The organism is Mesorhizobium sp. B2-4-6 (assembly GCF_006442775.1).
Lineage (GTDB): Bacteria > Pseudomonadota > Alphaproteobacteria > Rhizobiales > Rhizobiaceae > Mesorhizobium.
In genome coordinates this window covers 270,720-296,519 of the sequence record NZ_VFVI01000003.1, presented here as the reverse complement: position 1 = coordinate 296,519, position 25,800 = coordinate 270,720, and the positions used below count along the sequence as shown (strand labels likewise).

Below are 25,800 nucleotides of genomic sequence, written 5' to 3'. Positions count from 1 at the left end.
AAAATTTCTCAAGAACAACCCGGCCGCAAACTTGGCCATTCATGGACAATGCAGCCCGATATGCTGCTTGACCGGCTATTGCCGGATAACTCGCGCGAGCACTTCTTCCGGCCAACGCGCTTTCAGGCGTAGGCGCGACCTTCCTCGGAGCGCTGGAACAGCGCAAGGTCGAGCGGCACCGAGGGTCGGCCGAGTACCGTGAGCACCATATGCGCCTGGCCGCGATGGTGGGTCTGGTGGTTGAAGAAATGGCTGAGCGCAGGCGAAAGGCGCTGCGAGACGGTGCGCATGTCGACGGTCATGTAGGAGAAACGGCCGGTGATCGCCTTGTCGCCCATCGCGCTCACCCAGTCGACGACCCTCCTGTCCTCGGCCTTGCGCGCCAGCTTCAGGGCCGGCAAGGCGTGGTAGAGCATGGCGGCTGTGTTCGAGGGCGCGTCGCCCTCGCCGGTGAAACGCTTCATCCAGACGCGGTCGACGGCGAGCAGATGGTTCAGCGTGCCGAGCATCGAGCCGAAGACAGCGCCGACGTCGCGACCGAGCTCGTCTTCGCCAAGATCGGCGGCGGCATCGTAGAGACGGCCATTGGCCCATTGATTATAGGCCGCAAACATCATGAAATGCTGCTTCATTTTTCCCACCCGGCTCAACTCGAATCCGGACCCTTCGTAACCCGCAGCAACGGACCCGCCAATGACCATTCTGCTTTACGACCTTGTCGGCCATGACATCGGCCGTCCGTTCAGCCCGCATTGCTGGAAGACCAAAATGGCCCTGGCGCACAAGGGGCTCGCCGCCACCAAGGTGCCGACGCGCTTCCTGGAGGTGCCGAAGGTCGAGGGCGGCGTGTCGAAGACGGTGCCGGTGATCCGCGACGGCGAGCGCGTGGTGGCCGATTCCTTCGCCATCGCGCTCTATCTCGACGAAGCCTACCCCGACCGGCCGACGCTGTTTTCCGGCGAAGGCGGCAAGGCGACGGCGCGCTTCATCGAGCGCTGGTCGCAGCTCACCATCCACCCCTATATCGCGTCGGTGGCTCTGACCGATCTGCATGCGATGCAGGACGAACCGAACGCGGCCTATTTCCGCGAGAACCGCGAACAGCGCTATGGCAAGCGCCTGGAAGACGTGGTGGCCAATCGCGACGCCGGGCTCTCGGCCTTCCGTGCCGCGCTGGAGCCGCTGCGCTCGACGCTGACCTACCAGCCCTTCATCGGCGGCGAGGCGCCGCTGTTTGTCGATTACATTGTCTTCGGGGCGCTGCAATGGGGTCGCATCGCCTCGCCTTTCCAGTTGCTCGACGATGCCGACGGCATCACGCGCTGGTTCGAGCGCTGCCTCGACCTGCATGGCGGGATCGGCCGGCAGGTCGCGGCTGCGGCGTGAACGCCGCGAGCGCGGGGCTGCCATGTTGCGCTATGAGATGCAGGCCGAGATCTGGGTCTATCCGGGCAAGGGTGGCTGGCATTTCATGACGCTGCCGACGGACGTCGCGGCGCGGATCAAGGCGGCGATGGCGGGGCTGGCGCGCCCTTGGGGCTCGGTCGGCATCACGGCGGCGATCGGCAAGACCAGGTGGCAAACGTCGCTCTTTCCCGACAAGTCGTCCGGCAGCCTGCTGTTGCCGGTCAAGGCCTCGGTGCGCCAGCGGGAAGGCCTCAAGGCGGGCGATGCGCCTACAGTGACCTTTGAGTTTGAGCTTTAGCGCCTATTTTGACGCGCCCTTGTCGCGCGCGTCCCCATTCGGCGCGTTGCTGTCGGCCAGCCTCACGCAGATCGGATCGCCCTGTTCCATACGCACGCATTGCCATTCCGGGCCGAAGCCGAAATTCTGCTCCGCGCGCTGCGGGAAGAAAAGCAGGGCAAGGACGACAGCGGCGAAAAATACGGCCACGAAAAGAAGGCCAGCCATGTCACCGCGTGTGAGATAGGGCCAGTTCATCGCCTCGGGCTCCGCCGCCACGGCGCTCCGGACCTCGCTCCCGAGGCGTGTGCAGCCGCCTGATTATCCCGCAAACGGCTCGCCTTGACCAGAAGCCGCCTCCCCTTGGCAAGCCGCCGGGCGACTTGTATAGAGCCCGCCACCCCAGTTTCCATTCCCACAACAAGGACGACCCTATGGCGATCGAACGCACCTTCTCCATGATCAAGCCGGACGCGACCAGGCGCAACCTCACCGGCGCCATCACCAAGATGCTGGAAGACGCCGGCCTGCGCGTCGTCGCATCGCGCCGCGTGTGGATGAGCCGCCGTGAGGCCGAAGGGTTCTACGCCGTGCACAAGGACCGTCCGTTCTTCGGCGAGCTGGTGGAATTCATGTCGTCGGCGCCCACGATCGTGCAGGTGCTGGAGGGCGAGAACGCCATCGCCAAGAACCGCGAAGTGATGGGCGCCACCAACCCGGCCAACGCCGCCGAGGGTACCATCCGCAAGGTGCACGCGCTTTCGATCGGCGAGAACTCCGTGCATGGCTCCGACGCGCCCGAGACCGCCGCGCAGGAGATCAAGTACTGGTTCTCGGACACCGAGATCGTCGGCTGAGCCGCAACTTTGGATCTCGCAGAGACGGCCCGCCCGAGCGGGCCGTTTTTATTTTGAGGGGTGGTCGCGCCTGCCGCGCGCCCTAGGTTCGACGACACCGGCGGCAGAACAGCCTAGGGCGTCGCCGGCTGTGAGCGACCACCGCGCTTCCGCCCAAATCGAGGGAGGCAAGCATGATCATGCCTCATGTTTCTAAAAGTGGCGTTGCATACCCGGACGACCTGGTCCTGTTGAAGCGTATCTATGACCAGCTCTGCGAGGAACGCGGCATCGTCGCAGGCAGTTCCGAGGCATCCGACCTGGCGATAGAGGCCATGAAACTCTTTTCCGCGGGCGTCTTCGATGAGGAGACGATCTGCCGCCGGCTTCGGGGGCGGATCGGAGATGGCGGGGGTCACTCCCCGTCGCCGTAGCGGATGACCTCGACCTTCTCCCTGGTGATCAGGCAGCTCTTCGTCTTCGTCAGCGCCTTGATCTCGGGGATCAGCGCATCGATCTTCTCGGGCGCGTCGGCAACGATCGCAGATCCTGCGACAGGCGCAGGATGTTGGCGGTGTGCAGCACGCTCGATCGGCCGAAACCGAGCGGGCCCCTCAGCACCGTCGCGCCCGCCATGACGGTCTCGCGCGCCTTGATGACGATCGCCTCATGCAGCGGCTTGCCACCGGCTGCTCTGTCGTCCTCGCCGAAGAAGATCCTGAGCAGCGCGCATTGGGTGGGAAGTTCCATGTTCTCTTCCCCTGATCACCGGTTTGGCCCGATCACCTGTCGGCCGGCAAGCGGTTGAGCCTGGACGCCATGAGATAGCCCAGCCACGCCGCGGCGAGCGACAGGCCGACCACACTGATGAGATAGGTCGCGGCCAGCGGCCAGTCGCCCTCGAACAGCAGGATAAATGTATCGAGGCTCATCGCCGAAAACGTGGTGAGGCCGCCGCAGAAGCCGGCCATGACGAAATTGCGGCTGGCCGGGCCGACCATCAGGCGCCCGTCCGGCCCGGTCAGCGTGGCGAAGGCCATGATGACCCACGAGCCGACGACATTGACGAAAGCAGTCGACCAAAGCGCGTTTATGCCGAGCAGCGAGACGATGACATAGCTCGACAGGAAGCGGGCCAGCGAGCCGATCGCCGCGCCACAACCGACCGCCAGATAGAGCCGCGTCGCCATCTGCCTGTCCGTCATCGTTCAGCCCGCCATGCCGGTGGCTGAACCAGAAACCCAGACGATCGTCCAGAAGCCAAGCGCGACGAACAACACGCACAGCACTGACGAAGCGACGACGTTGAAGGCGGCGAGCCGCCCCTCGCCGTCGAGCGCGAGGTTGAGCGTCTGCAGGCAGAAGGACGATACCGTGGTGTAGCCGCCGAACAGGCCGACGACGATCAGGTCGCGGACGAGATCGCCGGCGAATACGCCGCCGACAGCCCGCGCCGCGCCTGCGAAGGCGCCGATGGCCAAGGCGCCGGAAACGTTTACCAGCAACGTGCCCCAGGGAAAGGTCTCGCCGATGGCACGGCCGACCATGCCGGAGAGGAAAAAGCGGGAAATGCCGCCGAGGAAACCGCCGATCAGAACCAGGGCGCAAGCCGCAAGGGTCATCGCTTCAATGCCTTTCCAAACGCGATTCCGCACCGGAATCACTTCACGAAATGAGGCATGATGCGAGCGGGAAAAACAAATCCTGCCGCGCGAGAGCACGCCTGGCAGGAGTCATCAGCCCTAAGGGCAGTTTCGGGGAACCCCATCCCCATTTTCGAGGGAGCCTAGGGGGTCGAGGTGGCGGGGTCAATTGGCGCCTCAGCGGATCAGCGGCGTGTCCCAGAGATCGCCGAGCAGCGTCTTCAATTCCTGGAAGCGCTTCGGCCCAAGCTCCTCGGCCCATTCCCGCTCGATATCGAGCAGGATGTCCGCCATCTTCTGGTAAGCGGCCCTGCCCCTGTCGGTGAAGTTCACGACGGTCCCCCCGGCATCGTCGGGCGCCGCGCTGCGAATGATATAGCCCATCCCCTCCAGCGTCTTCAGCAACTGGTTCATGGCCTGCTTGCTCATCGCGGCCCGCTCTGCAAGCGCGCTCGGACGCATCCCGTCCGGTCCTGGATACTGGATCACGGCCATATGCGGCGGGCTCAAATCGTCGAAGCCGGATGCCCGCAAATCCCTGATCAGCTTGCGGTGGATGGCCAAGGCCGGCACGCGCAACAGCGCGCCGATCAGTGGCGGTTTTTTCGGAGGATCGTCCGTGGATGGAGGCATTGACATACTCGTAAATTGAGTTTACTCATTTCGGTAAATTCGATTTACCACGTGGGAGGATGGAATGCTAGGGAAAGCCGGCAATGTGCGCGTCAATCCGGCGGAAGAAACGATCGGCGATGATGGCGGCCTCGCCATTCGCTTCCTGCTCACCGGGGACCAGTCCAACGGCAGCATCGCGGCCTTCGAACTGACCGTGTCCGGCTCGCAGCGGCTGCTCGCCCCGGCGCACAGCCACGACCACTACGAGGAAACGATGTACGGCATCGAGGGCGTACTGACGCTCACGGTCGACGGGCAGCGACACGAGGTCGGGGTGGGACAGGCTCTCTGCATTCCGCGCGGCACGGTCCATCGCTTCGACAACAACACCGCGGAAACCGCCAAAGTGTTGTGCGTGGTCACACCCGCGGCGATCAGCCCGGACTATTTCCGCGAGGCCTTTGCCATTTTTGGCGCCGGCGGCCCGCCGGACCGGGCGAGGATCATGGACCTGATGCGCCGCTTCGGCCTGACACCGGCGGCGGCGGCGCAGGCTTGAATTCCTGGCGCATGCCGCAAATCGAACTGGCTGAATGGAAAGACCTCAACTCGCGCCAGGCAAATCAAACCGATTGGCAAGTTTGGGAGGGATTGCGGTCGTTCGATGGCCGAACGGGATTTTTATTCGCGCTGTTGACGCGGTCCGGCATGCTAGAGCGTTTCACCATTTCCTGGAAACGGCGAACCGCTCTATCTCTTTGTTTCACGCAATTCCGGACGGAAAACCGCGTCCCACTTTCTTGGAATTGCTCTTAAAACCCGCCGGCCCCCCGGCGGGCGGACGTCATTTGGCTTGACGGTCTTTCACATTCGCATGGGCGTTCGCCGCCTCGGTATCGGTAGACGGCGTCTTCGTCTCCTCGCCGGCGAACGGACTGCCCTGTCCAGGCGCAAGGTCACCGCTGTGGCCGGCCTTGTTGGTCTGGAAAGGCTGGCTGTCGGGGCTGAGGCCGTGCTGCGTGGCGTTGAACAGGTGATCGTCCGCCCTGGCAAAACCGGCCAAGGCGATCAGCGATATGCTTGTGACTGCGAGAAAGAGCGTGTGCTTTTTCATATCTGGTCTCCTTTGAGCGCCAGATCGATCCGCGCATTCGGTCTGGCGGTTTAAGTGAAGGGACATCGTCCCTTTGCCTGCCCGCCATCTGCATAAGTCAACGCCTGGCGTTGCCGGTTTATTCCGGCGAACACGGTTTCGAGGCGGAAAAGTCGCGCGGTCAGGCGCGGCGCACGACGTCAGTGCGCCATTTTCAGCAAAACCGTCCGCGGCCTGCTCGCCAGCGGATCGAGCTGGTGACGTGTATCGGTAACGAACATCAGCCGCTCGCCGACCGTGATGCGCGCCTGCAGCGCGTAGGTTCGGCCCTTCTGGATCGACTTGGGATCGAAGCCGATGTCGAACTTGATCGGCACCTGGCCGGTGGGCGCTATCCTGCGCCTGGCGATCACGGTTGCCGGCGCATCGGCCAGCGAGACATCGGCAAGCTCGACCACGAGCACGGCATCGGGCGGCAGGGCGATGCGTTCACGATAGGTCACCTCGCCCGCGATCGTCTTTTCGCCGGCATTGGTCACTTCCGGCACGGCAAGCACGCCGACGACCAGCGGCACCAGCCCGAAGATGAAAAACTCCGCGATCCCGTCCAGCATGAGATTGCTCCGCCAAGCAAATCAAACCGATTGGCAAGCTTGGGAAGGATTGCGGTCGTTCGATGGCCGAACGGGAGTTTTTTCTGATGCATGTCGTTGCCCCAGAACCGCTGCACACTTCTGGGCGACATGCATTATTCGCCTTGTTTCTTCCAGCGGTCCGCGGCGTGATCGTCGGCTTCCTTGGCCTCGACCCAGCTGCCTTGAGTTCCGTCGGCGAGATGCTCCTTCTTCCAGAAGGGCGCGCGCGACTTCAGGTAATCCATCAGGAAATTCGCCGCCTCGAAGGCCGCCTCGCGGTGCGACGAGGCCGCGACCACCAGCACGATGTTTTCGCCCGGCGCTATCTTGCCATGGCGATGGATGACGGTGAGCCCCTGCAGCGGCCAGCGCTCGAGGGCTTGCGCGGCGATGCGGCCGATCTCGGCTTCGGCCATGCCGGGATAGTGCTCGAGCTCGAGCGCCGACAGCGCACCCTGCTCGTCGCGGCAAAGGCCGGAGAACGTGACCACGGCGCCGATATCGGCCCGGCCCCCGGTCAGGCCGGCGATCTCGGCGGCGACGTCGAAATCCTCGCGCTGGATGCGGATGGCGGGCACCACGGCGCCGGCCATCTCAGCCCCCGGTCATCGGCGGAAACAGCGCGATTTCGCGCGCGCCCGCTATCTTCTCGCGGTGGCCGACATGTTCCTGGTTGATGGCGACGCGGATGACGTCGGGGTATTGCAGCGCGTTCTCATACTCCTCGCCGCGCGACTTCAGCCAGCGCAGCAGATCGGCGACCGTCTCGATGCCGGAAGGCAATTCGACGTCCTCTTCCGGCTTGCCGATCCGCTCGCGCACCCAGGCGAAATAGATGAGCTTCGTGGGCATTGTCTTCACTCGTCCATGATGTGCTTGAGGCCGGCGCGGAAATAGTCGTAGCCGGTGTAGAGCGTGACGAGCGCCGCGACCCACAGCAGCACCAGGCCGATCTGGGTGGTCAGCGGAAAGATCTTGTCGCCGGCCGGGCCGACCAGCAGAAAAGCGATGGCGACCATCTGAATCGTGGTTTTCCACTTGGCGAGCTGGGTCACCGGCACCGACACTTTCAGGGCAGCCAGATATTCGCGCAGGCCCGAAACCAGGATCTCGCGGCACAGGATGATGATCGCCGCCCAGAGCGACCAGCCGGCGATACCGCCATGACGGTCGGTGTCGGCGGCAAGCAGGAGCAGGCAGGTTGCGACCAGCAATTTGTCGGCGATCGGATCCAGCATCTTGCCGATGTTGGAGGTCTGCTGCCAAGCGCGCGCGAAATAGCCGTCAAAGTAATCGGTGATGGAGGCCAGCAGGAAAATGACCAGCGCCGACCAGCGGGCGAAGTCGGACGACTTCAGATGCCCTTCTAGAAAGAAGCACAGAACGACCAGCGGCACCGCGACGATGCGGGCATAGGTGAGGATGTTCGGCAGGTTGAACGCGCGTTGTGCCATGTCGTCTCGGGAAATCTCCTCCGCCAGACGTACTCAAATCAGAAGCGAATGCAGGGGGTCAACAGGCGAGATTCGATTGGACAGGGAAAAATGGCGTGAAGGTCGGCGTGAAGCACCTCTCTCTGGTCTGGGCATTCCACGTCAGAGGCAGAGATTGGCAACTTCGATGTATACTCTTCTTGCAACGTTGGGATTGGCGAAGCCTAAGCAACTTCGTCATCCACGGGCGGAGCGGGAGCGAAGCGGACGCACAGACCCGAGGATCCATTCCGTGACCTCGCGCGGACTGCAACGGAGCAGAACGGAGGTTTTCTGAACCGCTGCAACGCGTAGAGGTAACGGAATGGATTCCAGGGTCTGCGCCGCGTCGCTGCGCTCCTGCTCCGCCCTGGAATGACGACGTGGTGGGCGTTTGAGCTAATCGCCAAGGTGCAACATCCCTCACCACACCGACGCCTTGGTCAACCTTCCATGCTCGCGACCAGCCCTCAGCTCTCGTGGAAGTGATTGTAGACCAGCTTCGCCACATGCTCGGAAATGCCGTCGACCTTGACCAGGTCCTCGACCGCGGCGCGGCTGACCGCCTTGGCGGTGCCGAAGGCGAGCAGCAGGGCGCGCTTGCGGCCCGGGCCGATGCCGGCGATCTCGTCGAGCGGGCTTTTGACCATCTCCTTCTTGCGCCGCGCCCGGTGCGAGCCGATGGCGAAACGGTGCACCTCGTCGCGCAGGCGCTGGACGAAATAGAGCACCGGATCGCGCACCGGCAGCATGAAGGAGTCCCTGCCCTTGACGAAGAAGCGCTCGCGGCCGGCGTCGCGGTCCGGGCCCTTGGCGATGCCGATGGCCACCACCCGGTCCTCGACGCCGAGATCGGCGAGGATCTGGCGCACCGCCGTCATCTGGCCCTGGCCGCCGTCGATCAGGATGACGTCCGGCCAGGCCGGGAAGCCGCCATTGCCGGCGACCAGATCCTCCTCGCCGGTTTCGTCCTCGACCGCCGGGCCGGGCTGCTCATCGCCATGTTCCTTGAGCAGCCGCGAAAAGCGCCGCTGCATCACTTCGCGCATCATGCCGAAATCGTCGCCCGGCGTGATCTCGGTCGAGCGGATGTTGAATTTCCGGTACTGGTTCTTCACGAACCCCTCCGGCCCGGCGACGACCATGGCGCCGACCGCATTGGTGCCCATGATGTGCGAGTTGTCGTAGACCTCGATGCGCACCGGCGGTTTTTCCAGGCCGAAGGTCTCGGCAAAACCCTTGAGCAGGCGCGCCTGGGTCGAGGTCTCGGCCAGCCTGCGGCCGAGTGCCTCGCGCGCGTTCTGCAGCGCATGGTCGGTCAGGTCCTTCTTCTCGCCGCGCTGCGGCACCGAGATGGATATCTTGCGGCCGGCATGGGTGGAGAGCGCCTCGGCGAGCAGTTCTTGCTCCTGCGCGGTCTGCGACAGAAGCAGCGCGCGCGCCGGCAGCTTGTCGTCATAGAACTGCGCCAGGAACGAGCCCAGCACCTCCGCCGGCTCCAGCGCCGGATCGGCCTTGGGGAAATAGGCGCGGTTGCCCCAGTTCTGGCCGGTGCGGAAGAAGAACACCTGGATGCAGGTCTGGCCGCCCTCCTGGTGGATGGCGAAGACGTCGGCCTCTTCCACCGTCTGCGGGTTGATGCCCTGATGCGCCTGCACATGCGAGAGCGCCGCGAGACGGTCGCGGTAGATGGCGGCGCGCTCGAAATCGAGCTCTTCCGAGGCCTGCTGCATGGCGGCCGAGATTTCGGTCTTCACCTTCTGGCTGCGGCCGGAAAGGAAGTCCTTCGCTTCTTCGACCAGCTCGGCATAGCCCTCATGCGAGATCTCGCCGGTGCAGGGACCGGCGCAGCGCTTGATCTGGTAGAGCAGGCAGGGCCGCGTGCGGTTCTCGTAGAAGGAGTTGGTGCAGCTTCGAAGCAGGAAGGCGCGCTGCAGCGAATTGATGGTGCGCCCGACCGCGCCGGCCGAGGCGAAAGGGCCGAAATAGTCGCCCTTGCGCGAGCGCGCGCCGCGATGCTTGTAGATGCCGGGCGAGACATGGTCGCCGGTCAAGAGGATGTAAGGGAACGATTTGTCGTCCCGCATCAGCACGTTGAAGCGGGGCCTGAGCCGCTTGATGAGGTTGGCCTCGAGCAGCAGCGCCTCGATCTCGGTGCGGGTGACGACGAACTCCATCGTCGCCGTCTCGCGCACCATGCGGCCGATGCGTGCAGTGTGGAACCGCCCCTGAGCATAGTTGGTGACGCGCTTCTTCAGGCTGCGCGCCTTGCCGACATAGAGCACGTCGCCGGCGGCGTTCATCATGCGGTAGACCCCGGGCTGGTTGGGGAGCCGCTTGACGAAGGTCTGGATCACCTCAGCGCCGACCATGCCGTCGGCGTCGCCGGCATGAGGCGTCCAGTCTATGGCCGTGAAGGCGACGTCAGGCCCGGTCGGGATCGACTCCGGCTCGACGATCTCCTCCGCCGCCTCGTCCTCGACGTCGAGATCGACACCGGGCGGCAGATCGTCGGCGGCGCCGTTTCTTTTATGTCTTTGGGCTGCGGGACTCATTCCACCATGCCTGTCACATCGGGCGTCTGCCACGCAAGATGCTGGCCGCCGTCGAGCGCGATCATCTGGCCGGTCACCGATCGCGTCTGCCAGAGATAGCGGATCGTGGCGCCGAATTCGGACAATTGCGGGCCGCGCTTCAGAATGAGGCCCTCGACTTGCTTGCCGAAGTCAGCGTCGTCCTGGCGCTTGTTCTTCAGCGTCGGGCCGGGGCCTATGGCGTTGACGCGAATATGGGGCCCAAGCGCCTGCGCCAGCATCTGCGTTTGCGTCCAAAGCGCCGATTTCGACAGCGCATACGAGAAATAGCGCGGCGTCGGCCGCCAGACGCGCTGATCGATGATGTTGACAATCAGCCCCTCTTCGCCTTCAGGCAGGGCGCGGGCAAAGGCCTGCGCCAGAAGCGCCGGCGCCTTCACATGGATGGCGAAGTGGCGATCCCAGGCCTGCCAGTCGAAATCCTCGACACGATCGTCGACGAACAGGGAAGCGTTGTTGACCAGCAGCGTGACAGGTCCGAGCACCGCTTGCGCGCGACCGACAAGGCCGCCCACGGCTTCCATGTCAGTGAGGTCGGCAGCTACCATGGCGGCGCGGCCGCCCTCGCCCGCGATCTTCTCCGCCAGCGCCTCGGCCTCGTCGCTTGACCGGTTGGCGTGGATGGCGACAGCAAAGCCATTGGCGGCAAGGTCCTCGACGATCGCCTTGCCGATCCGTCTTGCTCCACCCGTCACCAGCGCGACAGCCGTGGCTTGTCTCATCTTGTCAATCCTCAATCGGCTTCACGATTCCGGGAAGCCGGCACAATATGACGGGCCAAGCGTTAAATGCCATTTCCACCTGGGGCAAGAATGTGGCGAAGCGGCCCGGACGCGCTTCCGCCCCGCCGGATTTGGGGCACCGTTCCCGGCAATATATGTCGCTGGACCCCTTGAACCAAGCGCTGTGCAGCGCAACATATTTAGCCTGCTGACATTCGCTGTTGCGAAGATGCAACGTCAACTTTCGGCCTCATTCGCGCCGGGATATGACCCAAGTTCAGGTTCGCTTCAGCCGCATTTCAGCACGACATTTGGAACCGTTGAGCGCCAAGCCCGTTTATCCCCCCGGACGGGCCGGGGCGTTTCATGAACAAACAAGCCTAAGTGTCTTGTGGCTTAAGGAGAGTATAACAATGAAGACCAATCTCAAATTCGCGCCGCTCGCCGCTGCGCTCGGGCTGTTCGCCCTTGGTGGTACCGCCTTCGCGGCCGACGTCGTTTCCGAGGAGCCGCCGGCTCCCGCCCCGGTTGCCGAGCTTCCGGTTGCTTCCTGGGCCGGCCCTTATGCCGGTATCAATCTCGGCTACGGCTTCGGCGGCCATGTGAAGGCCCCGGGCGTCGACGCCAAGACCAAGGGCTTCATCGGCGGCGTTTTCGGCGGCTACAACTGGCAGCAGGATAACTTCGTCTACGGTGCTGAAGCCGACCTCGGCTACAATGGCACCAAGGGTTCGGACAACGGCCTTTCGGCCAAGACCGGCATCGAAGGTTCGCTGCGCGCTCGCCTCGGCTATGCCGTGACCCCGGAAATCCTGCTCTATGGCACGGGTGGTCTCGCTGCGAAGAACCAGAAGATCGACGACAGCGTCACCGGCGTGAACGACAGCAAGGCCATGCTCGGCTGGACCGCCGGCGCCGGTACCGACATCAAGATCACGGACAACGTGTTCGGCCGCGTCGAGTATCGCTACACCGACTACGGCAGCAAGAACTTCGGCGACACGGGCAAGGTCAAGTCTTCGGACAACCGCGTCACGTTCGGCGTCGGTATGAAGTTCTAAGTCGTAAAAGCCACGACACGGAAAAGCCGGGCCTTGCGCCCGGTTTTTTTGTGTCCGCGGAAGACGGAAGGGCTGCGAGCTCGTCAGTCGTCCTCATTTCGACCGCTTCGGCAGTTTCGCCTTCGCCGGCAGCGTCTCGACGAAAGCCAATGCGCGGCCGAGCCAACCGGCAAGATCGGCGTCGGTTGCCGTCCCTTCGGACGCGACACGGATATAGCCTTCCATCGAGCGCCCGCCCATCTCCATCGCGCCTGCATGAGGAAGTGCCGCGGCGGCCGCATGCGCGCCCTTGCCGACACGTACCAGAAGCCCGCGCTTCGAGGTGCCGATCAGCATGTTGCCGTTGATCATGAAACAGGTGCCGCCGAACATCTTCTGCTCGGTGAAGGCGCGCCGGCCGAGGGCGGCGCGCAGGCGTGCGACCATCGGGTCCGGCGCGGCGCTGGTTGAGGGCTTTGCCATGCTCACCACTCCGACTTGGGTGATGCCAGGCAAGCATGGAAGGGAATGGGGTTCAAGTGGGGGCGGCGTAATGGAGAAGCGCAGCGGCGAAGCTGCTGATCTCCCCCTTGCGGAGGAGATTGGCAGTTCTCACCCCGGCACGCTTGCCTTCAACTCGGGGAACTTCTCATCGAACCTAGCGGCCCAGCGCACGAGCCGGCTGTGGCCTTTCTCCCATTGGCCGGAAAAGCGCAACGCGAGATAGCCGAGGGCGGCGCGCATCGCCATGTGGCCGGCGGTGATCTTCTTCGGCAGCTTCGGCGGGTTGGCGTTGATGAAGTCGAGCGCGGTGGCGATCTTGGCCCACTGGCGGTCGAGCCAGGGCTGGTAGACCATCGCCTCCGGCCGCGTGCGGCGCTCATAGACCATCGACAGGGCGCAGTCGCAGATGCCGTCGGCCAGCGCCTCGAGAACTTCCGCCTCGAGCCGCTTGTCCGGATTGCGCGGGAAGAGTGCGTTCTTCGACAACCGGTTGAGATGCTGGGTGATGGCGCGGCTGTCATGGATCGAGCGGCCGTCCTCCAGCACCAGCACCGGGATCTTGCCGAGCGGATTGGCCGACATCAGCTCAGCGGGCTTGTCCTCCGTCTTGACTGGCACGAGGTCGATCGCGATGCCGGCATAGGCGGCCGCCATGCGGACCTTCGAACTATAGGGCGACGTGGAAGCGTAGAGCAGTTTCGGCATGATCGGGTTCCCAGTTGTTTACGGCACTGTTGACCGATCGGGATCCGAAGGGCAACGGCCAGCCGGGCAATCCGGATTGGCCAACAGCATCTTGCCGGCGCGGGCACCCCAAAGAAAAAGCTCCCGGAAGTTCTGCCTGGCGGCAAAATTTCCGAGAGCTTTAGGAGGAGCGCCCGCTCCGACTCCGCCCGCTGTGGCACCGGATTGGCGAGAGGGGGGCCAAGGTGGCACCCGCCCTCACCTGTTGCGGTTCGCGAGCGAAGCTACGCGATTACTTCTTGGCGGCCGGCTTCTTCGCCGGAGCTGCCTTCTTCACTGCTGCCGGTGCCTTGGCGGCGGCGGCTTTCAGCGGAGCCTTGGCGGCGGGTTTGGCCGCTGCCTTCGCTGCCGGCTTCTTGGCGGCAGGCTTGGCCGCCGGCTTTGCCGCAGCCTTGGCGGCGGGCTTGGCCGCTGCCTTCGCCGCCGGCTTCTTGGCGGCGGGCTTAGCCACAGCCTTTGCCGCGGCCTTGGCGGCGGGCTTGGCCGGAGCCTTGGCGGCGGGCTTGGCCGCTGCCTTCTTCACTGCTGCAGGTTTCGCGGCAGCCTTAGCTGCCGGCTTCTTTGCCGGCGCTTTCGCCGCCGGCGCCTTGGTTGTCGTCTTTGCCATGCGATGCCCCTTGCGTTTTGCCGATGGTCGTGAGTGACCCGGCGTGTCTATGCATATCTGACTCGCGACTGTCTAGCCAGCGAAGCAACACAATGATTTTCAGTTATTGAATTTTGGTTACACGAAACGCTCGAAGATGCATCTCATTGAAAAATTGTGAGCGAATCTATCACTTTCGAAGTGACAGCCCGGCCCACAGGTTTTCGCGCTGCTTCTATCACCCGATCATCCAGCAGCCCGAGGCATAACCTTATATCACAATGTGAGCATAGTGCTCACAATAGAGGACACACCGCCAAACGTCGGCTTCATCTTGTCCAGCGAAAACATCTACAGATGAACCTATCAAGCGCGACGACCAAAGCTTGCGCATCTTAAAGTGAGCCTAAAGCTCATATTCAACCACCGGGATCAAACGTCGCCGCCGGTCAGCGATCACGCCGCAGGCGGCGCGCCGGCTCGGCCCGGTGCAGATGGACGGCGTAGGTGTCCCAGGGCGGCGAGAGCGCGATCCTGGCCAGCATGCGGCCGATCTCGCCGCGATGATAGCTGCCGTGCAAGACGATATGGGTCAGCATTTCCTGCCTCGTCATGCAGCCCCTGTCGCCGTCGGTGAAGGTGAAGGCGACCGGGTCGGCAAGCTCTTGCTCCGCAACGGTTTCAAGATAGTCGAGATACCAGCCGTCGATCTCGGCCAAGGCGACGCGCAACGCGCGCGGTTCGGGCGTGTCCGGGGTATTGTCGCTCGCATAGCCATGGGCGACGCCCTCCAGATGCGCGGCAAAAATCCGCGACACGACATGGATATGGTTCATCAGGTGGATCGCGGCGCGCCGCTCCTCGGGGTCGCGGGACGGATCCATCCCCGCAAGCTTTCCCGCGAGCTCATCATTCGCCCAGGCCTGATAGACAAGCAGGCTCTTCAGCAAGGTCTTGGCGCTCATGTGCCGGCCCATTTGCGTTGGTGAAATGAATGTGAGTATCCTGTTTATATTCTCGGGAGACTGGCCAGGATGTCTACTCGCATTGCAAAGCCGGCCGCACGCATGCGCAAGCAGCCGCGCCAGGCGCGTTCGATCGCCACCGTCGAGGCAATCATCGAAGCCGGTGCTCGCGTTCTTAGCGAGCTCGGCTGGGCGGGCTTTTCCACCAACAAGGTGGCGGAGGCCGCAGGCGTCAGCATCGGCTCGCTCTATCAATATTTCCCCGACAAGCTCGCTCTGGTCGAAGCGATCCGGCGCCGTCACTTCGATCATGTGCTGTCGGTGATTCGCGAAGCGGCGGCCGACGAGAAGCCGCTCAGGCAATTCGCGCGCGAGCTGGTGCGCGGCATGATCGGCGCGCACTCGATCCATCCGACGTTGCACCAGGTGCTGCTCGACGAGGCGCCCGGCGACCGCGGCTCGCGTGCCGCGCATGCCTCGTTTCAGACGCGCTATCTCGAACACTACGCGGCGGCCGTCGCGCAGTACCGCAAGCGCCGCAAGGATACCGAGACGATGGCGCGCGTGCTCTCCTCGGCGATCGAGGGCGTGATCCACAACGCGGCACGGCGCAACATGCTCGACGCGCCGGAATTGCAGAGGCAACTGGTCGAGCTGATCGAGGCCTACGTATCGGGCGGCAGGGCAGCCTGAGGCAGCGACGGCAAAGTGGCTGGCGCCGGCCGCGTGCCCGCGCCTCCTCGGTTACCGGCATCGCAATTAAATTCGTATCGCCTGTCGATTCCGACGATCGCCGTTCGTCGTATCATCGCAACCTGCAAACCGAAGGAACACAAAGATGCGTTTCATGATGCTGATGATCCCCGGCGGCTACGCGACCGCCGCTCCCGACGTCAGGCCCGAGGCCGAGGCCGTGGCAACGATGATGAAATACAATGAAGAGCTGAAGCGGGCCGGCGTGCTGCTTGCGCTCGACGGGCTGCATCCGCCGTCCTCGGGCGCGCGGGTTTCCTTCAAGGGCGGCAAGCCAGCCGTCACCGACGGCCCGTTCGCCGAGGTCAAGGAAGTGCTCGGCGGCTATTGGATGATCGACGTGCGCTCGCCCGAGGAAGCCATCGAATGGGCACGCCGCTGCCCCGCGGGAGAAAACGACGTCATCGAGGTCCGGCGCGTTTTCGAGATGAACGATTTTCCCGAGGACGTCCAGAAGATCGTCGACGGGTTCGACGAGCTCAAGGATTGACCGCGACTGCAACGATCGAAGCGGTCTGGCGGATCGAGCAGCCGAAACTCGCCGCCAAGCTCACCCGCACCCTGCGCGATGTCGGGAGCGCGCGCTGCTGCTGGCGCGGGCTGGTGACGGTGATGGTTGAGAGAAAAAGGATAGGCCGGCGGGACAGCGCCCCTCCGGCCTGCCTATCAGCCGGAAAATTTACCTGAGCACGCGGCAGCGGCCGTTATAAACCAGCCAGCGGTCGAAGCCCGAGACGCAGAATTCGACATTGTCGCCGATCGAGGCAAAGCCCTGGCCTTCCTCGATCAGGTAGAAGATCGAGCGGTCGCGACCGTCCGACAGGTTGACGGTGGCGCGGCAATAGTGGCGGCCGATCGGCCATTCGTCGGTTGCCGGCTCGTAGCGATGCTGGCGGATGTTGCGGAAATCTGTGATCGCGACATCCGGCAGATGCGGCACGTGATGCACTTGGTAGGAGAAGCGGTCGGTGATCTTGCTCAGCACCCAGCTTTCGCCACAGACGCTGCCATCGTCGCCGCTGTAGATGGAAAGGTCTGCGGCCTGCGCCGCCTGGGTGAAACCCAGCGGAGCGGCAAAGGGAGTGGACAGCGCAACCAGCGCGGCAAGGGCGGAATGGGCGAAGCGAGTCATGACAGCCTCTCAAGGTCGGTTGCGCGCACTGTGCGGATTCGCTTGGCGGCGGTCAAGCGGTCGCGAAAACAATGGTTTTCGCAAAACTTCGTTCCAGCCTTCACCAGCTAACCAAGAGTGCCAGCAAGCAGCAGCCCGCCGATTACCGCGATGTTGATCAGGAACGCATTGCGCAGCACCTGGCGCTCCGGTTCCTCGCTGGCCCAGAAACGCAGCAGCATCGCGTTCGTCGCCAGCGTGAAGATGACCAGCGCGCCAGCAGCGAAGGGCCGGGCCATGCCAACGGCAAGCAGGAAACCCGCAACGATCTCGACCGCCGAACCGGCGGCCAGCATCAAGGCCGGCGCCGGAAATTTCTGGACGGCCAGATAGTCGCGCATCGCCCCGAATTTCAGGAAATGTTCGATGCCGGCGAAGACGAACACGCCACCGATGAGGAGAGCGCCAAGCGCTTGAACGGTTTGAACAGTCATGGCGGCGTCCTCTCGATGATCTGCTTCGCTCCGCTCAGTCCTCGGGGACGAAGGCCGGGTTGTAGACGACCTCCCACAGATGATCGTCGGGATCCTGGAAATAACCGGCATAGCCGCCCCAGAAGGTTTCTTGCGCCGGCTTGACCACGCGCGCGCCGGCCTTGACGGCCTCGGCCATCACCGCGTCGACCTCGGCCTCGCTGCCGACATTGTGGCCGATGGTCAATTCGGTCGGGCTGCGGCCGCTCTGCGGCACCGTGGCATCCCAGGCGATGTTGGCGCGTTCGTAGATGGCAAACTTCAAGCCGCCGGCGAGTTCGAAGAAGGCGACGGCGCCATGCTCGAATTCCCGGCCGATGATGCCTTCGGTCGGCAGGCCGAGGCCGTCGCGATAGAATTTGAGCGACGCTTCCAGATCGTCGACGCCGAGCGTCAATACGGTGATGCGAGCTTTCATTTCTCTCACTCCTTTCTATATTCGAAACCAACATCCGAAATCGGACCTGGTTGGCAAACGCGCCGATGGGCGCCATCAGGCCACGTCTGTTCTGCCATGGATGACGAGGCCGGCCTTGAAGATTTCGGCCAAATTGACCGCCGCACCGATCCGGCATCCGACGGTTGAGATCGGAGAAGAGATGGAACCGGTCCTGGCGCAGACAATCGGCTTCTTCCGGGAACGGCCCGCTGGCAAAGGCCTGGCCGATGCCTTCTGGGCGATCTGGGTCCACCGCATGGACGAGCGCGCCGCTCCGCCCCTCGTCATCACGCCTGACGCGACGATCGACCTGCAATGGATCGACGGCCGCTTCCGCGTTGCCGGGCCGGACAGGGTGCCACAGATCGAGACGCCTGCCGCCGGCGCGGTGATCGTCGGCTTCCGCTTCCGGCCGGGCGCGGCCGCCGGCTGGCTCGGCGTGCCGGCCAGCGAAATCGTCGGCGGGCGGCTGGACCTCCAGGAGTTATGGGGCACGCGTGCCCGCGAACTGTCGGATCGCATCAAGGCTACGACCGATCTGCCGGCCATGCTGCGGCAGTTGGAAGAGACGGTCGGCATGCGCACCGAGGGCCGCGATGCGCTGGACCCGCGGATGGGCCGGGCCTTTGGTGTCCTCGACGAGGGCCTGTCGCCGGAGACGCCGCTGGTTCCCTTCCTGCAGCGCCATTTGCATATGAGCGAACGGACGCTGCGACGCCGCTTCGAGGACGCCTTCGGCTATGGCCCGAAGACGCTCGATCGCATCCTGCGCTTCCACCGGTTCCGGCGCCTGCAACGGCAGCAGGGCGAAGCCTCGACCGCGTTGCTCGCCATCGAGGCCGGCTATGCCGACCAGGCGCATCTGATCCGCGAAAGCCGGCGGCTGACCGGTGTGACGCCTACGGCGCTGGCTCAGGCGCGCGGTCGCCCTACTCGCCCGCCAGCCAATCAAGCGTCCATCGCGACGGCTGCCGGAGAGCAAGCGCCTTGTGGAGAGCGGGCAACAGGATTTTCAATTCGCCTTCCAGCGTGTAGGGCGGATTGACCACCACCATCCCGCTGCCGTCGAGGCTGGGCTCGTCCGAGGCAGGCCGGATCTCAAAGGCAATGTCGAGCAGTTTTGGAATGCCGGTCTCCCTCAGCGCCGCGCGGAAAGCGGTCACCGCCTTGCGATCCTTGATCGGGTACCAGAGCGCATAGATGCCGCCCGGCCAGCGCCGATGCGCCTTCAACAGGCCATCGACGAGCCTGGAGAACTCGCACTCCTCCTCGAAGGGCGGATCGATGAGGACGAGGCCGCGCTTCTCCTTTGGCGGCAGTTGCGCGCCCAGCGCCAGCCAGCCGTCGAGCTCGATCACCCTCGCCTGGAAATCGCTGGCGAGGACGGATTTCAGCCGCGCGGCATCCTTGGGGTGCAGTTCGATCGCCGTCAGCCGATCCTGGTTGCGCAGGAGATGGCGCACGATCAACGGCGAGCCGGGATAATGCTTGAGGCCGCCGTCGGGATTTTGCGCGCGCACCGCCTCCAGATAGGGCTGAAGCAGCGCCGCCGCCCGCGGCTCGAGCGTCGCCTCGGCCACCCGGCCGATGCCGCCCTGCCATTCGCCTGTTTTGCCGGCCTCCACCGAGGCAAGGTTGTAGCGGCCGATGCCGGCATGGGTGTCGATGACGCGAAACGCCTTATCCTTCTGCTTGAGGTATTCGACGAGGCGCGAGAGCACGGCATGCTTGACGACATCGGCGAAATTGCCGGCGTGGTAGGCGTGGCGATAATTCATGCGCGCCTACCACTAGAGAGCATGATGTCGACCGAAAACCGCTTAACACTTTTCGGTATCATGCTCGTGCCGAACCGTTGCGGCCCCAGCGTGGCGGTGGCGGCTGCGAATTGGGATTCTGGGGATCGCCTCCGCCGCGGCGCCCGAAGACCAGCGACAGCGCCAGTCCGGCAAGGCCGACGCCCATCAGCGTATAGCCGGCCGGCTGCGCGCGTTCGTCGATCGAGCCGGTGCCGGCGCGCAGGATGAGATCGACCGCGCGCATATCGATGCCGTCGGCATCGCCGGGGCCGACGGTGAACACATAAGGACCGGGCGTGACCCTATCGATGACGCCGCCCTCGTCGCGAAAGATCTTGTCGGGCAGTTGCGGGCTCGCCTGGCGGGGATTGTCGGTGTGGTTGAAGGAGAGCGCCGACGCCAGCGCCGTGCGGCCGCCGTTCGCCGCGGTCAGCGTCAGCACCGTGCGCTGCTGGCCAGCGACGCGCTCGGCCCGCGCGGTCAAGTCGACCAGCACCCTCACCGGCGCGTCGCTTGCGGCGAGTTGCACGGTGACCGGCCGAAAGCGGCCGCCCTCATAGACGCGGTAAGTGCCGATCGCATGGCCGGAAAAATTACTCATCGCCCAGGGATAGAAGATGCCGATGGCGGCACCAACGATGAGGAGAAGGACAAAGAGGAAGCGCATTCAGAGCCGTACCCTTGCAACTATTTCGCGTTCGCACCGTCTCGGATGCGTTCCATCTCGTCCAGCAGCATTTCGAGGCCGAGATCGAAAGTCTTGTCGAATTCGGCGGTGCCGAAGTAGCGACCAGCGGCGGCGATGTTGGGAAAATCGCGCGCGAGCTGTTCTTTGCTTACAGGCGTGGTCGCAGAAGGACCTTTGGCGTAGCCGGCGGTCTCGTCCAGGATCGCGCCTCCCAGATAGTATCCAATGGCGCGGAACAGCCGCGCGGCGGTTTCCTGATCGAATCCGCCCTCGTTGAACAGGCCGACAATGCCGTTGATATAGGCGAGGCAAATGGGCGAATTCATCCGGTAGCTCAGAAAGTAGGTCGCGAAGGCCGGATGCTCACGGCCAATCCGGCGATAATCCAGCACCGCCAAGCGCATTCTTTGGCGCCATGGCAAATCCAGATCCGGCATTTGCAGCGGACCGATCTGCCGGTCGATCAGCGCCTCGTACAGATGCGCCTGCGAGGGAAAGTGGTGGTAGATGCTCATCGCCTCGCAGCCGAGCCTGGCGGCGAGCTTGCGCATCGAAAAGCCGGAAAGCCCTTCCCGCTCGATCACCTCGAAGGCGGCGTCCTCGATCATCTCGCGGGAGAGTTTTCCGCGGGGTCGCCTTTTTTTACTCGGTGCATCCATGGCGTCGCTTGACAACTTACACTGTAAGGTTCATCTTCCACGCACCTTACATCGTAAGGCTAACAAAAACCAGAGGAGAACATCATGTCAGTCATTCGCATCGTCTCAACCGTGCATTCCTGCCGTCGTTTCGCCTCGCTCATCGCCGCCGCGAGCGTGTTTGCCACTGCTCTGGCTTCCGCGCCTGCCCGGGCCGATGACTACGACGCCGCCCTCAAGGACATCCAGTCGACGATGGGCGGCGTGCCGAGCTTCGTGAAACAGTTTCCAAAGGCCGGTCTGCCCGGCGCCTGGGCCGAGGTCAAGGCCATCGAGCTCAGCGACAAAACGGCGCTGACGCCGAAGGAGAAGTCGCTGATCTCGCTGGCGGTCGCGGCGCAGATCCCGTGCAGCTACTGCATCTGGTCGGATACCGAGAACGCCAAGCACGCCGGCGCCACCGACCAGGAGATCCAGGAGGCCGTCGCCATGGCGGCACTGACGCGCCATTGGAGCACCATCTTCAACGGCATGCAGGTCGATTTCGACCAGTTCAAGAAAGAGATGGGCAGCCAGTAAAGCGGCAGGCACCAGACACCGAAGGCGACAAATGGCCCGCAGCCACGCGGGCCATTTTTTTGCTCGCGGCCAACCAGCCGCCCTCCGCTCGATCGTCGTCGGCGGGCGGCCGCATGCCCGCTCCTCGAGCCGTCCCGCCCTTTGCGGCGACAGAAAAATCCTTGGAAGCGTTCAAACAGCTATCGCTAAATTAATCAACTTTGCCATAATGAGTTATGTGGGTGACCGATCAATGATTCGAACATAAGCGCCGCGCGTTTGAGGGGACACTACTTCATGCTCATGGCTTATCGCGGCTTAAGCCGGTCTTGCCCCAACAACAATTTCCGCGTGCCGATCAACGCCTGGTCTTATCTTTTTGTTTTGGGTGCATTGTTGGCAACTTCCGGTTGTCAATACTTCAACTTTGGCCAGTCGACTTCATTCAGCGTCTCACAAAGCGGCAACGCCGCCTTGATCGACTTGAAGCCGAGCCGGCCCGCCCAGATATTGAACCTGTCTCGCCCGGCTCCTGTCGCAAGCGCCAATCCTTATCTCGGGAACGCTGCTTTCGTTTGCGGCCCAAGCGGCTTCGGACAGCAATCGCATTGTTTCGCTAGAAGTTCCGGGGCGCTTGCCGAGAACATCTAGACACGGCGCGGCAGCCTCGACCTGGCGTCATGATAGCGTTGCTTCGAGGCTTGAAGGATGACGCCGAAGGCTGCTTTCGACATGCTTCTGCAATTCGGTTAGTGCAGCGCCAGTTACAAAGTGTTCCAAGCAAGGCTTCACCGCCGACCAGCCGGGTAAGCGCCCGCCATCGTTAACCAATCGCGAAGGCGCAAGGTTAACAAAACGCTAATTTAGTTGACTAGCCCCGGCGCAGGTATATCTTTGTATGCGTTGGGTGTGCAATTTGGGCGAGCAGTCTGCGATGGTGGCAACCGTCTCATAGATCGCAACTTAGGGGCAGAAGGGACGCCTAAACGGCAAAATAAGCCGTAGGCAACAAGCTCCGCGAACTCAGAAAATTATGACGCACATCAGTGCCAGCGATTCCGCGCATGCGGGGGAATCGCTCTTACAACCTGGTCGGGCAAGGCCCCGTCCCGGAACGGTAGCGTGTGTGTGCGTATGAGGTCGTCATGAATAGGGTCATCAAGGTTCTGAAACCGGTCGGGTCTGGCAAAAAGAGCATCGACCGTGGCCGGGCCCTTGTAACTGGCGGAGCGGGATTCCTCGGTTCTCATTTATGCGAGCGGCTGCTTGCTGACGGCTATGAAGTCATCGCGTTGGACAATTTCCACACCGGCAAGAGATACAATCTGGCCGGCATCGCACGCGACGCCTCCTTCACCTTGATCAAGCACGACGTCATCGACACCTTGCCGATGGATCTTGCAGTCGACGAAATCTACAACCTTGCGTGCCCCGCCTCCCCGCCGCACTACCAGGCCGATCCGATCCACACGTTCAAGACGAGCGTGCTCGGGGCGATCAACCTTCTGGAGCTTGCCCGGCGCCACAATGCCAAGATTTTCCAGGCTTCGACCTCCGAGGTCTATGGCGACCCGCTGGTGCATCCGCAGCCGGAAAGCTACTTCGGCAACGTCAACACGCATGGCCCGCGTGCCTGCTACGACGAGGGCAAGCGCTCGGCCGAAACGTTGTTCTTCGATTATTCGAGGACGTACGGCATCGATATCCGCGTCGCGCGCATCTTCAACACCTATGGGCCGCGCATGCAGCCTGACGATGGACGCGTGGTATCCAATTTCATCGTGCAGGCGCTGCGCGGCGAAGAGATCACCGTCTATGGCAGCGGCACGCAGACGCGCTCCTTCTGCTATGTCGACGACCTGATCGAAGGGTTCGTGCGGCTGATGCGGTCGCCGGTGGCGCCGACACATCCGGTCAATCTCGGCAATCCCAGCGAATTCACCGTCATGGAATTGGCCGAGTTCGTTCTCGATTATACGAATTCCCGCTCGCGGATCGTGCACCGGCCGCTGCCTGTCGACGACCCCAGGCAGCGCAAGCCTGATATCGCTTTTGCCAGGCAGCATCTTGGCTGGGAGCCAAAGGTCTCGCTCGGCGAGGGTTTGGCCCACACCGCGGCCTATTTCGAGGCCCTGCTGGGTAGCCGGCGGCCCGCAGCTCAGCATAGCGGCCGCCCGTCGGCCCGCGGCGAGGCGGCCGCGCTATGAGTGCCCGCCCCATCCTGGTGACGGGCGGCGCAGGCTTCATCGGCAGCCACACCTGCAAGCAACTGGCGGCGGCCGGCTATCTGCCTGTGGTCTACGACAATCTCAGCCGCGGCAACGAGAAGACGGTGGCCTGGGGTCCGCTGGTGGTGGGCGATATTCGCGACCGCGACGCGCTCGAGCGAGCCATCGCCATCCACCGGCCGCGGGCGGTCATCCATTTCGCCGCGCTTGCCTATGTCGGCGAGTCGGTCAGCGACCCGGCGGACTACTATTCGGTCAATGTCGCCGGCACGATCGCCGTGCTCGAGGTCGCGCGGGCCAACGGTATCGGCAACATCATCTTCTCGTCCAGCTGCGCGACCTATGGCATGCCTGAGACGCTGCCCGTGCGCGAGACTTCATCTCAGAACCCGATCAGCCCTTACGGCCGCAGCAAGCTGATGGGCGAGGAGATCATCAGGGACCACGCCTCGGCCTACGGCACGAAATACGCAATCCTGCGCTACTTCAATGCCTGCGGCGCCGACCCCGACGGCGAGCTTGGCGAATGGCACACGCCGGAAACCCATCTCATCCCCAAGGTATTGATGGCGGCGTCCGGCATGATCGACGCGATCGAGGTCTTCGGCACCGACTACGAGACCGCGGACGGCACCTGCGTGCGCGACTATATCCATGTCAGCGACCTCGCCCGGGCGCATCTCAAGGCCCTACAGCATCTCGAGGCCGGCGGCAAAAGCCTCGCGGTCAACCTCGGCACCGGCCGTGGGGTCTCGATCAGAGAGATCATGGAGGCGGTCGAGCGGATCACGTCCCGGCCGGTCCCGGTGATGTACAGGGCGCGCCGCTCCGGCGACCCGGCGGGGCTTTTTGCCGACCCCCGCCTCGCGCGCGAGCAACTGGGCTTTGTGGCGCAACTGTCAGACATCGACACCATCGTCAGGACCGCGGCGCCCTTCTTCGGGTTCGGTACGGCCTCGCATGGTTCCAGCGCTTCGGCCGCCGTGCCACGCGCATTGCGCGCGCCGCGCGGCGCGAACGCCAATCCGAAACGCCGGCCCGCAAGGCCGGTGGTCGGCCCTGTGAGTAATGTGTCGGGGCGTGGGCTCGCTGAGTTCGGCTAAGGCCGTCTCAGCGAGCCTCCATTTTGGACTTTGCCGGGCTACCCTAGCTCTTGGTGTCGATGAGCTTGCGAGCCTCGTCGAACTGAGCGCCCTTGGTGTTGCCCGCCTCGAACTTGCGGTGTTCGTCGGCGGGATTATCCTTGGCGTGCTTGAAATCGTACCAGCCGCCGTCCGGATCCTTGCGCTGCTCGATATTGCCCTTCTCGACACGGTGACTGTAGCAGGTGCGCTGCGGCTTGGTGTTGTAGGTCTTGGATCGCCACGCGAGTTCCATGCACATCTTGCCGGTCTCAGTCACCAGCCAGCGGCCCTCGCCGACGGCCGGCGCATCCTGTCCGCCTGTCCAGGCCCGCAGCCGTCTGTCCGTCCCGAAATAAGCCGCCCCATTCTCCCAGTTCCAGGTGCGATCGGCGTAAAGGAGCTGCAACTCGAAAGCCGTCGGAGCTGCTTCGGGCTTGGCGGCCGCCTCGACGGGCGCATTGTTCTTTGCCGTGGTCGCGCCGGCGGCGCCGATGAAGGCCAGTTGGCCACAGACGGCCAGCAGTGGAAGCAACCAAACGCGCCTTGAGGGCTTACCTCTCGAGCCCCGTCCGGTCGATCCCGGTTCGCATGGCGACGTGGTTTCAGCTGTCGTTCCGATGAGCGCTCGCATATAAATAGGCCCCCTTTCGACCCTGACATGGCCCGGGTCGAGGAATTATGATCTGGAAGATGTTTCTTCGGGCTTTCCGCGATCCGTCACGTTGCCCGAGCCTATCGGCCCGATGGCGGCGCGAGCAGCGCCCTTGGTCCTATTAACAGCCGCGCGCGGCGCGAT

Annotated in this window: 36 protein-coding genes, 1 pseudogene and 1 riboswitch; of the genes and pseudogenes, 13 read left to right on the top strand and 24 right to left on the bottom strand. The window is 63.6% G+C overall.

What is annotated here, in order from left to right; translation table 11 throughout:
- Window positions 1-122 precede the first annotated feature (122 nt).
- Window positions 123-632 carry a DinB family protein gene (locus FJ957_RS11445; RefSeq protein WP_140831371.1) on the bottom strand — a complete coding sequence of 170 codons (510 nt, stop codon included), beginning with the start codon at window positions 630-632 and terminating at the stop codon, window positions 123-125.
- Between the two features lie 61 nt (window positions 633-693).
- Between FJ957_RS11445 and FJ957_RS11440 the strand changes: the two genes are divergently transcribed.
- Together FJ957_RS11440 and FJ957_RS11435 are read left to right on the top strand one after the other, a co-directional pair.
- Complete coding sequence (locus FJ957_RS11440) at window positions 694-1,386, top strand: glutathione S-transferase family protein (RefSeq protein ID WP_140831369.1); 693 nt, start codon at window positions 694-696, stop codon at window positions 1,384-1,386.
- 22 nt (window positions 1,387-1,408) lie between these two features.
- A complete protein-coding gene (locus FJ957_RS11435; RefSeq protein ID WP_140831367.1) occupies window positions 1,409-1,705 on the top strand; it encodes a DUF1905 domain-containing protein in 297 nt (98 codons plus the stop codon).
- Window positions 1,706-1,708: 3 nt separating this feature from the next.
- Here FJ957_RS11435 and FJ957_RS11430 read toward each other — a convergent pair whose 3' ends face one another.
- Window positions 1,709-1,912, bottom strand: a complete 204-nt coding sequence (locus FJ957_RS11430) for a hypothetical protein (protein WP_140831365.1) — start codon at window positions 1,910-1,912, stop codon at window positions 1,709-1,711.
- Window positions 1,913-2,118: 206 nt separating this feature from the next.
- Between FJ957_RS11430 and ndk the strand changes: the two genes are divergently transcribed.
- Both ndk and FJ957_RS11420 read left to right on the top strand, forming a co-directional pair.
- Window positions 2,119-2,541, top strand: coding sequence for a nucleoside-diphosphate kinase (ndk, locus tag FJ957_RS11425; protein ID WP_041010781.1), 423 nt, complete (start codon window positions 2,119-2,121; stop codon window positions 2,539-2,541).
- Between the two features lie 173 nt (window positions 2,542-2,714).
- Window positions 2,715-2,954 carry a hypothetical protein gene (locus tag FJ957_RS11420; protein WP_140831363.1) on the top strand — a complete coding sequence of 80 codons (240 nt, stop codon included), beginning with the start codon at window positions 2,715-2,717 and terminating at the stop codon, window positions 2,952-2,954.
- Here FJ957_RS11420 and FJ957_RS11415 read toward each other — a convergent pair.
- The 4 genes and pseudogenes from FJ957_RS11415 to FJ957_RS11400 form a co-directional block, all read right to left on the bottom strand.
- Window positions 2,936-3,270, bottom strand: a pseudogene (locus tag FJ957_RS11415) (DUF190 domain-containing protein). The gene FJ957_RS11420 and the pseudogene FJ957_RS11415 sit on opposite strands and share 19 nt — an antisense overlap.
- Window positions 3,271-3,302: 32 nt before the next feature.
- Window positions 3,303-3,725: a fluoride efflux transporter CrcB gene (gene crcB / locus FJ957_RS11410; protein ID WP_140831360.1), complete on the bottom strand. Its 423-nt coding sequence runs from the start codon at window positions 3,723-3,725 to the stop codon at window positions 3,303-3,305.
- Between the two features lie 3 nt (window positions 3,726-3,728).
- Window positions 3,729-4,142 carry a fluoride efflux transporter CrcB gene (crcB, locus tag FJ957_RS11405; protein WP_140831358.1) on the bottom strand — a complete coding sequence of 138 codons (414 nt, stop codon included), beginning with the start codon at window positions 4,140-4,142 and terminating at the stop codon, window positions 3,729-3,731.
- A gap of 98 nt (window positions 4,143-4,240) precedes the next feature.
- Window positions 4,241-4,301: riboswitch (Fluoride riboswitch) on the bottom strand.
- Between the two features lie 39 nt (window positions 4,302-4,340).
- On the bottom strand, window positions 4,341-4,796 hold the full coding sequence (locus FJ957_RS11400) for a MarR family winged helix-turn-helix transcriptional regulator (protein WP_140831356.1): 456 nt from the start codon (window positions 4,794-4,796) through the stop codon (window positions 4,341-4,343).
- A 64-nt stretch (window positions 4,797-4,860) separates the two neighbouring features.
- Between FJ957_RS11400 and FJ957_RS11395 the strand changes: the two genes are divergently transcribed.
- Entirely contained in the window at window positions 4,861-5,337 is a 477-nt protein-coding gene (locus tag FJ957_RS11395; protein ID WP_140831353.1) for a cupin domain-containing protein, read from the top strand.
- Window positions 5,338-5,622: 285 nt separating this feature from the next.
- On the opposite strand, the gene FJ957_RS11390 is transcribed toward FJ957_RS11395, so the two are convergent.
- The 7 genes from FJ957_RS11390 to FJ957_RS11360 form a co-directional block, all read right to left on the bottom strand.
- Entirely contained in the window at window positions 5,623-5,892 is a 270-nt protein-coding gene (locus FJ957_RS11390; RefSeq protein WP_140644528.1) for a hypothetical protein, read from the bottom strand.
- A 179-nt stretch (window positions 5,893-6,071) separates the two neighbouring features.
- Window positions 6,072-6,485, bottom strand: coding sequence for a YbaY family lipoprotein (locus FJ957_RS11385; RefSeq protein WP_140831351.1), 414 nt, complete (start codon window positions 6,483-6,485; stop codon window positions 6,072-6,074).
- Between the two features lie 134 nt (window positions 6,486-6,619).
- Complete coding sequence (locus FJ957_RS11380) at window positions 6,620-7,099, bottom strand: molybdenum cofactor biosynthesis protein MoaE (RefSeq protein WP_140831349.1); 480 nt, start codon at window positions 7,097-7,099, stop codon at window positions 6,620-6,622.
- 1 nt (window position 7,100) lies between these two features.
- The gene (gene moaD, locus FJ957_RS11375; RefSeq protein WP_140651850.1) at window positions 7,101-7,358 is read right to left on the bottom strand and encodes a molybdopterin converting factor subunit 1; all 258 of its coding nucleotides are present in this window, start codon (window positions 7,356-7,358) and stop codon (window positions 7,101-7,103) included.
- A gap of 5 nt (window positions 7,359-7,363) precedes the next feature.
- Entirely contained in the window at window positions 7,364-7,960 is a 597-nt protein-coding gene (gene pgsA, locus FJ957_RS11370; RefSeq protein ID WP_040984724.1) for a CDP-diacylglycerol--glycerol-3-phosphate 3-phosphatidyltransferase, read from the bottom strand.
- A 488-nt stretch (window positions 7,961-8,448) separates the two neighbouring features.
- On the bottom strand, window positions 8,449-10,533 hold the full coding sequence (gene uvrC, locus FJ957_RS11365) for an excinuclease ABC subunit UvrC (RefSeq protein WP_140831347.1): 2,085 nt from the start codon (window positions 10,531-10,533) through the stop codon (window positions 8,449-8,451).
- A complete protein-coding gene (locus tag FJ957_RS11360) occupies window positions 10,530-11,294 on the bottom strand; it encodes an SDR family oxidoreductase (RefSeq protein ID WP_140831345.1) in 765 nt (254 codons plus the stop codon). The genes uvrC and FJ957_RS11360 overlap by 4 nt, the downstream gene beginning before the upstream one ends.
- Before the next feature lie 413 nt (window positions 11,295-11,707).
- Here FJ957_RS11360 and FJ957_RS11355 point away from each other — a divergent pair, with 413 nt between their 5' ends.
- The gene (locus FJ957_RS11355; protein ID WP_140644522.1) at window positions 11,708-12,355 is read left to right on the top strand and encodes an outer membrane protein; all 648 of its coding nucleotides are present in this window, start codon (window positions 11,708-11,710) and stop codon (window positions 12,353-12,355) included.
- A gap of 93 nt (window positions 12,356-12,448) precedes the next feature.
- Here FJ957_RS11355 and FJ957_RS11350 read toward each other — a convergent pair whose 3' ends face one another.
- From FJ957_RS11350 to FJ957_RS11335, 4 genes are all read right to left on the bottom strand, one after another.
- Window positions 12,449-12,817, bottom strand: a complete 369-nt coding sequence (locus FJ957_RS11350) for a TfoX/Sxy family protein (protein ID WP_140831342.1) — start codon at window positions 12,815-12,817, stop codon at window positions 12,449-12,451.
- Between the two features lie 129 nt (window positions 12,818-12,946).
- Window positions 12,947-13,543 carry a glutathione S-transferase gene (locus FJ957_RS11345; protein ID WP_140831340.1) on the bottom strand — a complete coding sequence of 199 codons (597 nt, stop codon included), beginning with the start codon at window positions 13,541-13,543 and terminating at the stop codon, window positions 12,947-12,949.
- Between the two features lie 271 nt (window positions 13,544-13,814).
- Window positions 13,815-14,189, bottom strand: coding sequence for a hypothetical protein (locus FJ957_RS31785; RefSeq protein WP_181177539.1), 375 nt, complete (start codon window positions 14,187-14,189; stop codon window positions 13,815-13,817).
- A 428-nt stretch (window positions 14,190-14,617) separates the two neighbouring features.
- Window positions 14,618-15,133 (bottom strand): DinB family protein, encoded by a 516-nt coding sequence (locus tag FJ957_RS11335; protein WP_140831338.1) that lies wholly within the window; start codon window positions 15,131-15,133, stop codon window positions 14,618-14,620.
- Window positions 15,134-15,235: 102 nt separating this feature from the next.
- Between FJ957_RS11335 and FJ957_RS11330 the strand changes: the two genes are divergently transcribed.
- Both FJ957_RS11330 and FJ957_RS11325 read left to right on the top strand, forming a co-directional pair.
- Window positions 15,236-15,826 carry a TetR/AcrR family transcriptional regulator gene (locus FJ957_RS11330; RefSeq protein WP_140680075.1) on the top strand — a complete coding sequence of 197 codons (591 nt, stop codon included), beginning with the start codon at window positions 15,236-15,238 and terminating at the stop codon, window positions 15,824-15,826.
- 145 nt (window positions 15,827-15,971) lie between these two features.
- Window positions 15,972-16,376: a YciI family protein gene (locus FJ957_RS11325; protein WP_140831336.1), complete on the top strand. Its 405-nt coding sequence runs from the start codon at window positions 15,972-15,974 to the stop codon at window positions 16,374-16,376.
- Between the two features lie 189 nt (window positions 16,377-16,565).
- On the opposite strand, the gene FJ957_RS11315 is transcribed toward FJ957_RS11325, so the two are convergent.
- From FJ957_RS11315 to FJ957_RS11305, 3 genes are all read right to left on the bottom strand, one after another.
- Window positions 16,566-17,018: a hypothetical protein gene (locus FJ957_RS11315; RefSeq protein WP_140831332.1), complete on the bottom strand. Its 453-nt coding sequence runs from the start codon at window positions 17,016-17,018 to the stop codon at window positions 16,566-16,568.
- Window positions 17,019-17,125: 107 nt separating this feature from the next.
- On the bottom strand, window positions 17,126-17,491 hold the full coding sequence (locus FJ957_RS11310) for a DoxX family protein (RefSeq protein WP_140831330.1): 366 nt from the start codon (window positions 17,489-17,491) through the stop codon (window positions 17,126-17,128).
- A 34-nt stretch (window positions 17,492-17,525) separates the two neighbouring features.
- A complete protein-coding gene (locus FJ957_RS11305) occupies window positions 17,526-17,948 on the bottom strand; it encodes a VOC family protein (protein WP_140785110.1) in 423 nt (140 codons plus the stop codon).
- A gap of 181 nt (window positions 17,949-18,129) precedes the next feature.
- On the opposite strand from FJ957_RS11305, the gene FJ957_RS11300 reads away from it, so the two are divergent.
- A complete protein-coding gene (locus FJ957_RS11300) occupies window positions 18,130-19,014 on the top strand; it encodes a helix-turn-helix domain-containing protein (protein ID WP_140831328.1) in 885 nt (294 codons plus the stop codon).
- On the opposite strand, the gene FJ957_RS11295 is transcribed toward FJ957_RS11300, so the two are convergent.
- The 3 genes from FJ957_RS11295 to FJ957_RS11285 are packed head-to-tail and all read right to left on the bottom strand — an operon-like array spanning window position 18,899 to window position 21,064.
- Entirely contained in the window at window positions 18,899-19,747 is an 849-nt protein-coding gene (locus tag FJ957_RS11295) for a 23S rRNA (adenine(2030)-N(6))-methyltransferase RlmJ (protein WP_140831326.1), read from the bottom strand. The two genes, FJ957_RS11300 and FJ957_RS11295, sit on opposite strands and share 116 nt — an antisense overlap.
- Window positions 19,748-19,805: 58 nt before the next feature.
- Window positions 19,806-20,435, bottom strand: coding sequence for a hypothetical protein (locus FJ957_RS11290; RefSeq protein ID WP_140831324.1), 630 nt, complete (start codon window positions 20,433-20,435; stop codon window positions 19,806-19,808).
- A 20-nt stretch (window positions 20,436-20,455) separates the two neighbouring features.
- Window positions 20,456-21,064, bottom strand: coding sequence for a TetR/AcrR family transcriptional regulator (locus FJ957_RS11285; protein WP_246685809.1), 609 nt, complete (start codon window positions 21,062-21,064; stop codon window positions 20,456-20,458).
- 135 nt (window positions 21,065-21,199) lie between these two features.
- Here FJ957_RS11285 and FJ957_RS11280 point away from each other — a divergent pair, with 135 nt between their 5' ends.
- The 4 genes from FJ957_RS11280 (at window position 21,200) to galE (ending at window position 24,983) form a co-directional block, all read left to right on the top strand.
- Window positions 21,200-21,673: a carboxymuconolactone decarboxylase family protein gene (locus FJ957_RS11280; protein ID WP_140831322.1), complete on the top strand. Its 474-nt coding sequence runs from the start codon at window positions 21,200-21,202 to the stop codon at window positions 21,671-21,673.
- Between the two features lie 276 nt (window positions 21,674-21,949).
- Window positions 21,950-22,303, top strand: coding sequence for a hypothetical protein (locus FJ957_RS11275; RefSeq protein WP_140831320.1), 354 nt, complete (start codon window positions 21,950-21,952; stop codon window positions 22,301-22,303).
- Window positions 22,304-22,797: 494 nt separating this feature from the next.
- Window positions 22,798-23,859: a UDP-glucuronic acid decarboxylase family protein gene (locus FJ957_RS11270; RefSeq protein WP_140831319.1), complete on the top strand. Its 1,062-nt coding sequence runs from the start codon at window positions 22,798-22,800 to the stop codon at window positions 23,857-23,859.
- On the top strand, window positions 23,856-24,983 hold the full coding sequence (gene galE, locus FJ957_RS11265) for a UDP-glucose 4-epimerase GalE (protein ID WP_140831317.1): 1,128 nt from the start codon (window positions 23,856-23,858) through the stop codon (window positions 24,981-24,983). Before FJ957_RS11270 ends, galE begins: the two co-directional genes overlap by 4 nt.
- Before the next feature lie 43 nt (window positions 24,984-25,026).
- Here galE and FJ957_RS11260 read toward each other — a convergent pair whose 3' ends face one another.
- Complete coding sequence (locus tag FJ957_RS11260) at window positions 25,027-25,536, bottom strand: DUF995 domain-containing protein (protein WP_246685808.1); 510 nt, start codon at window positions 25,534-25,536, stop codon at window positions 25,027-25,029.
- Window positions 25,537-25,800: the final 264 nt, after the last annotated feature.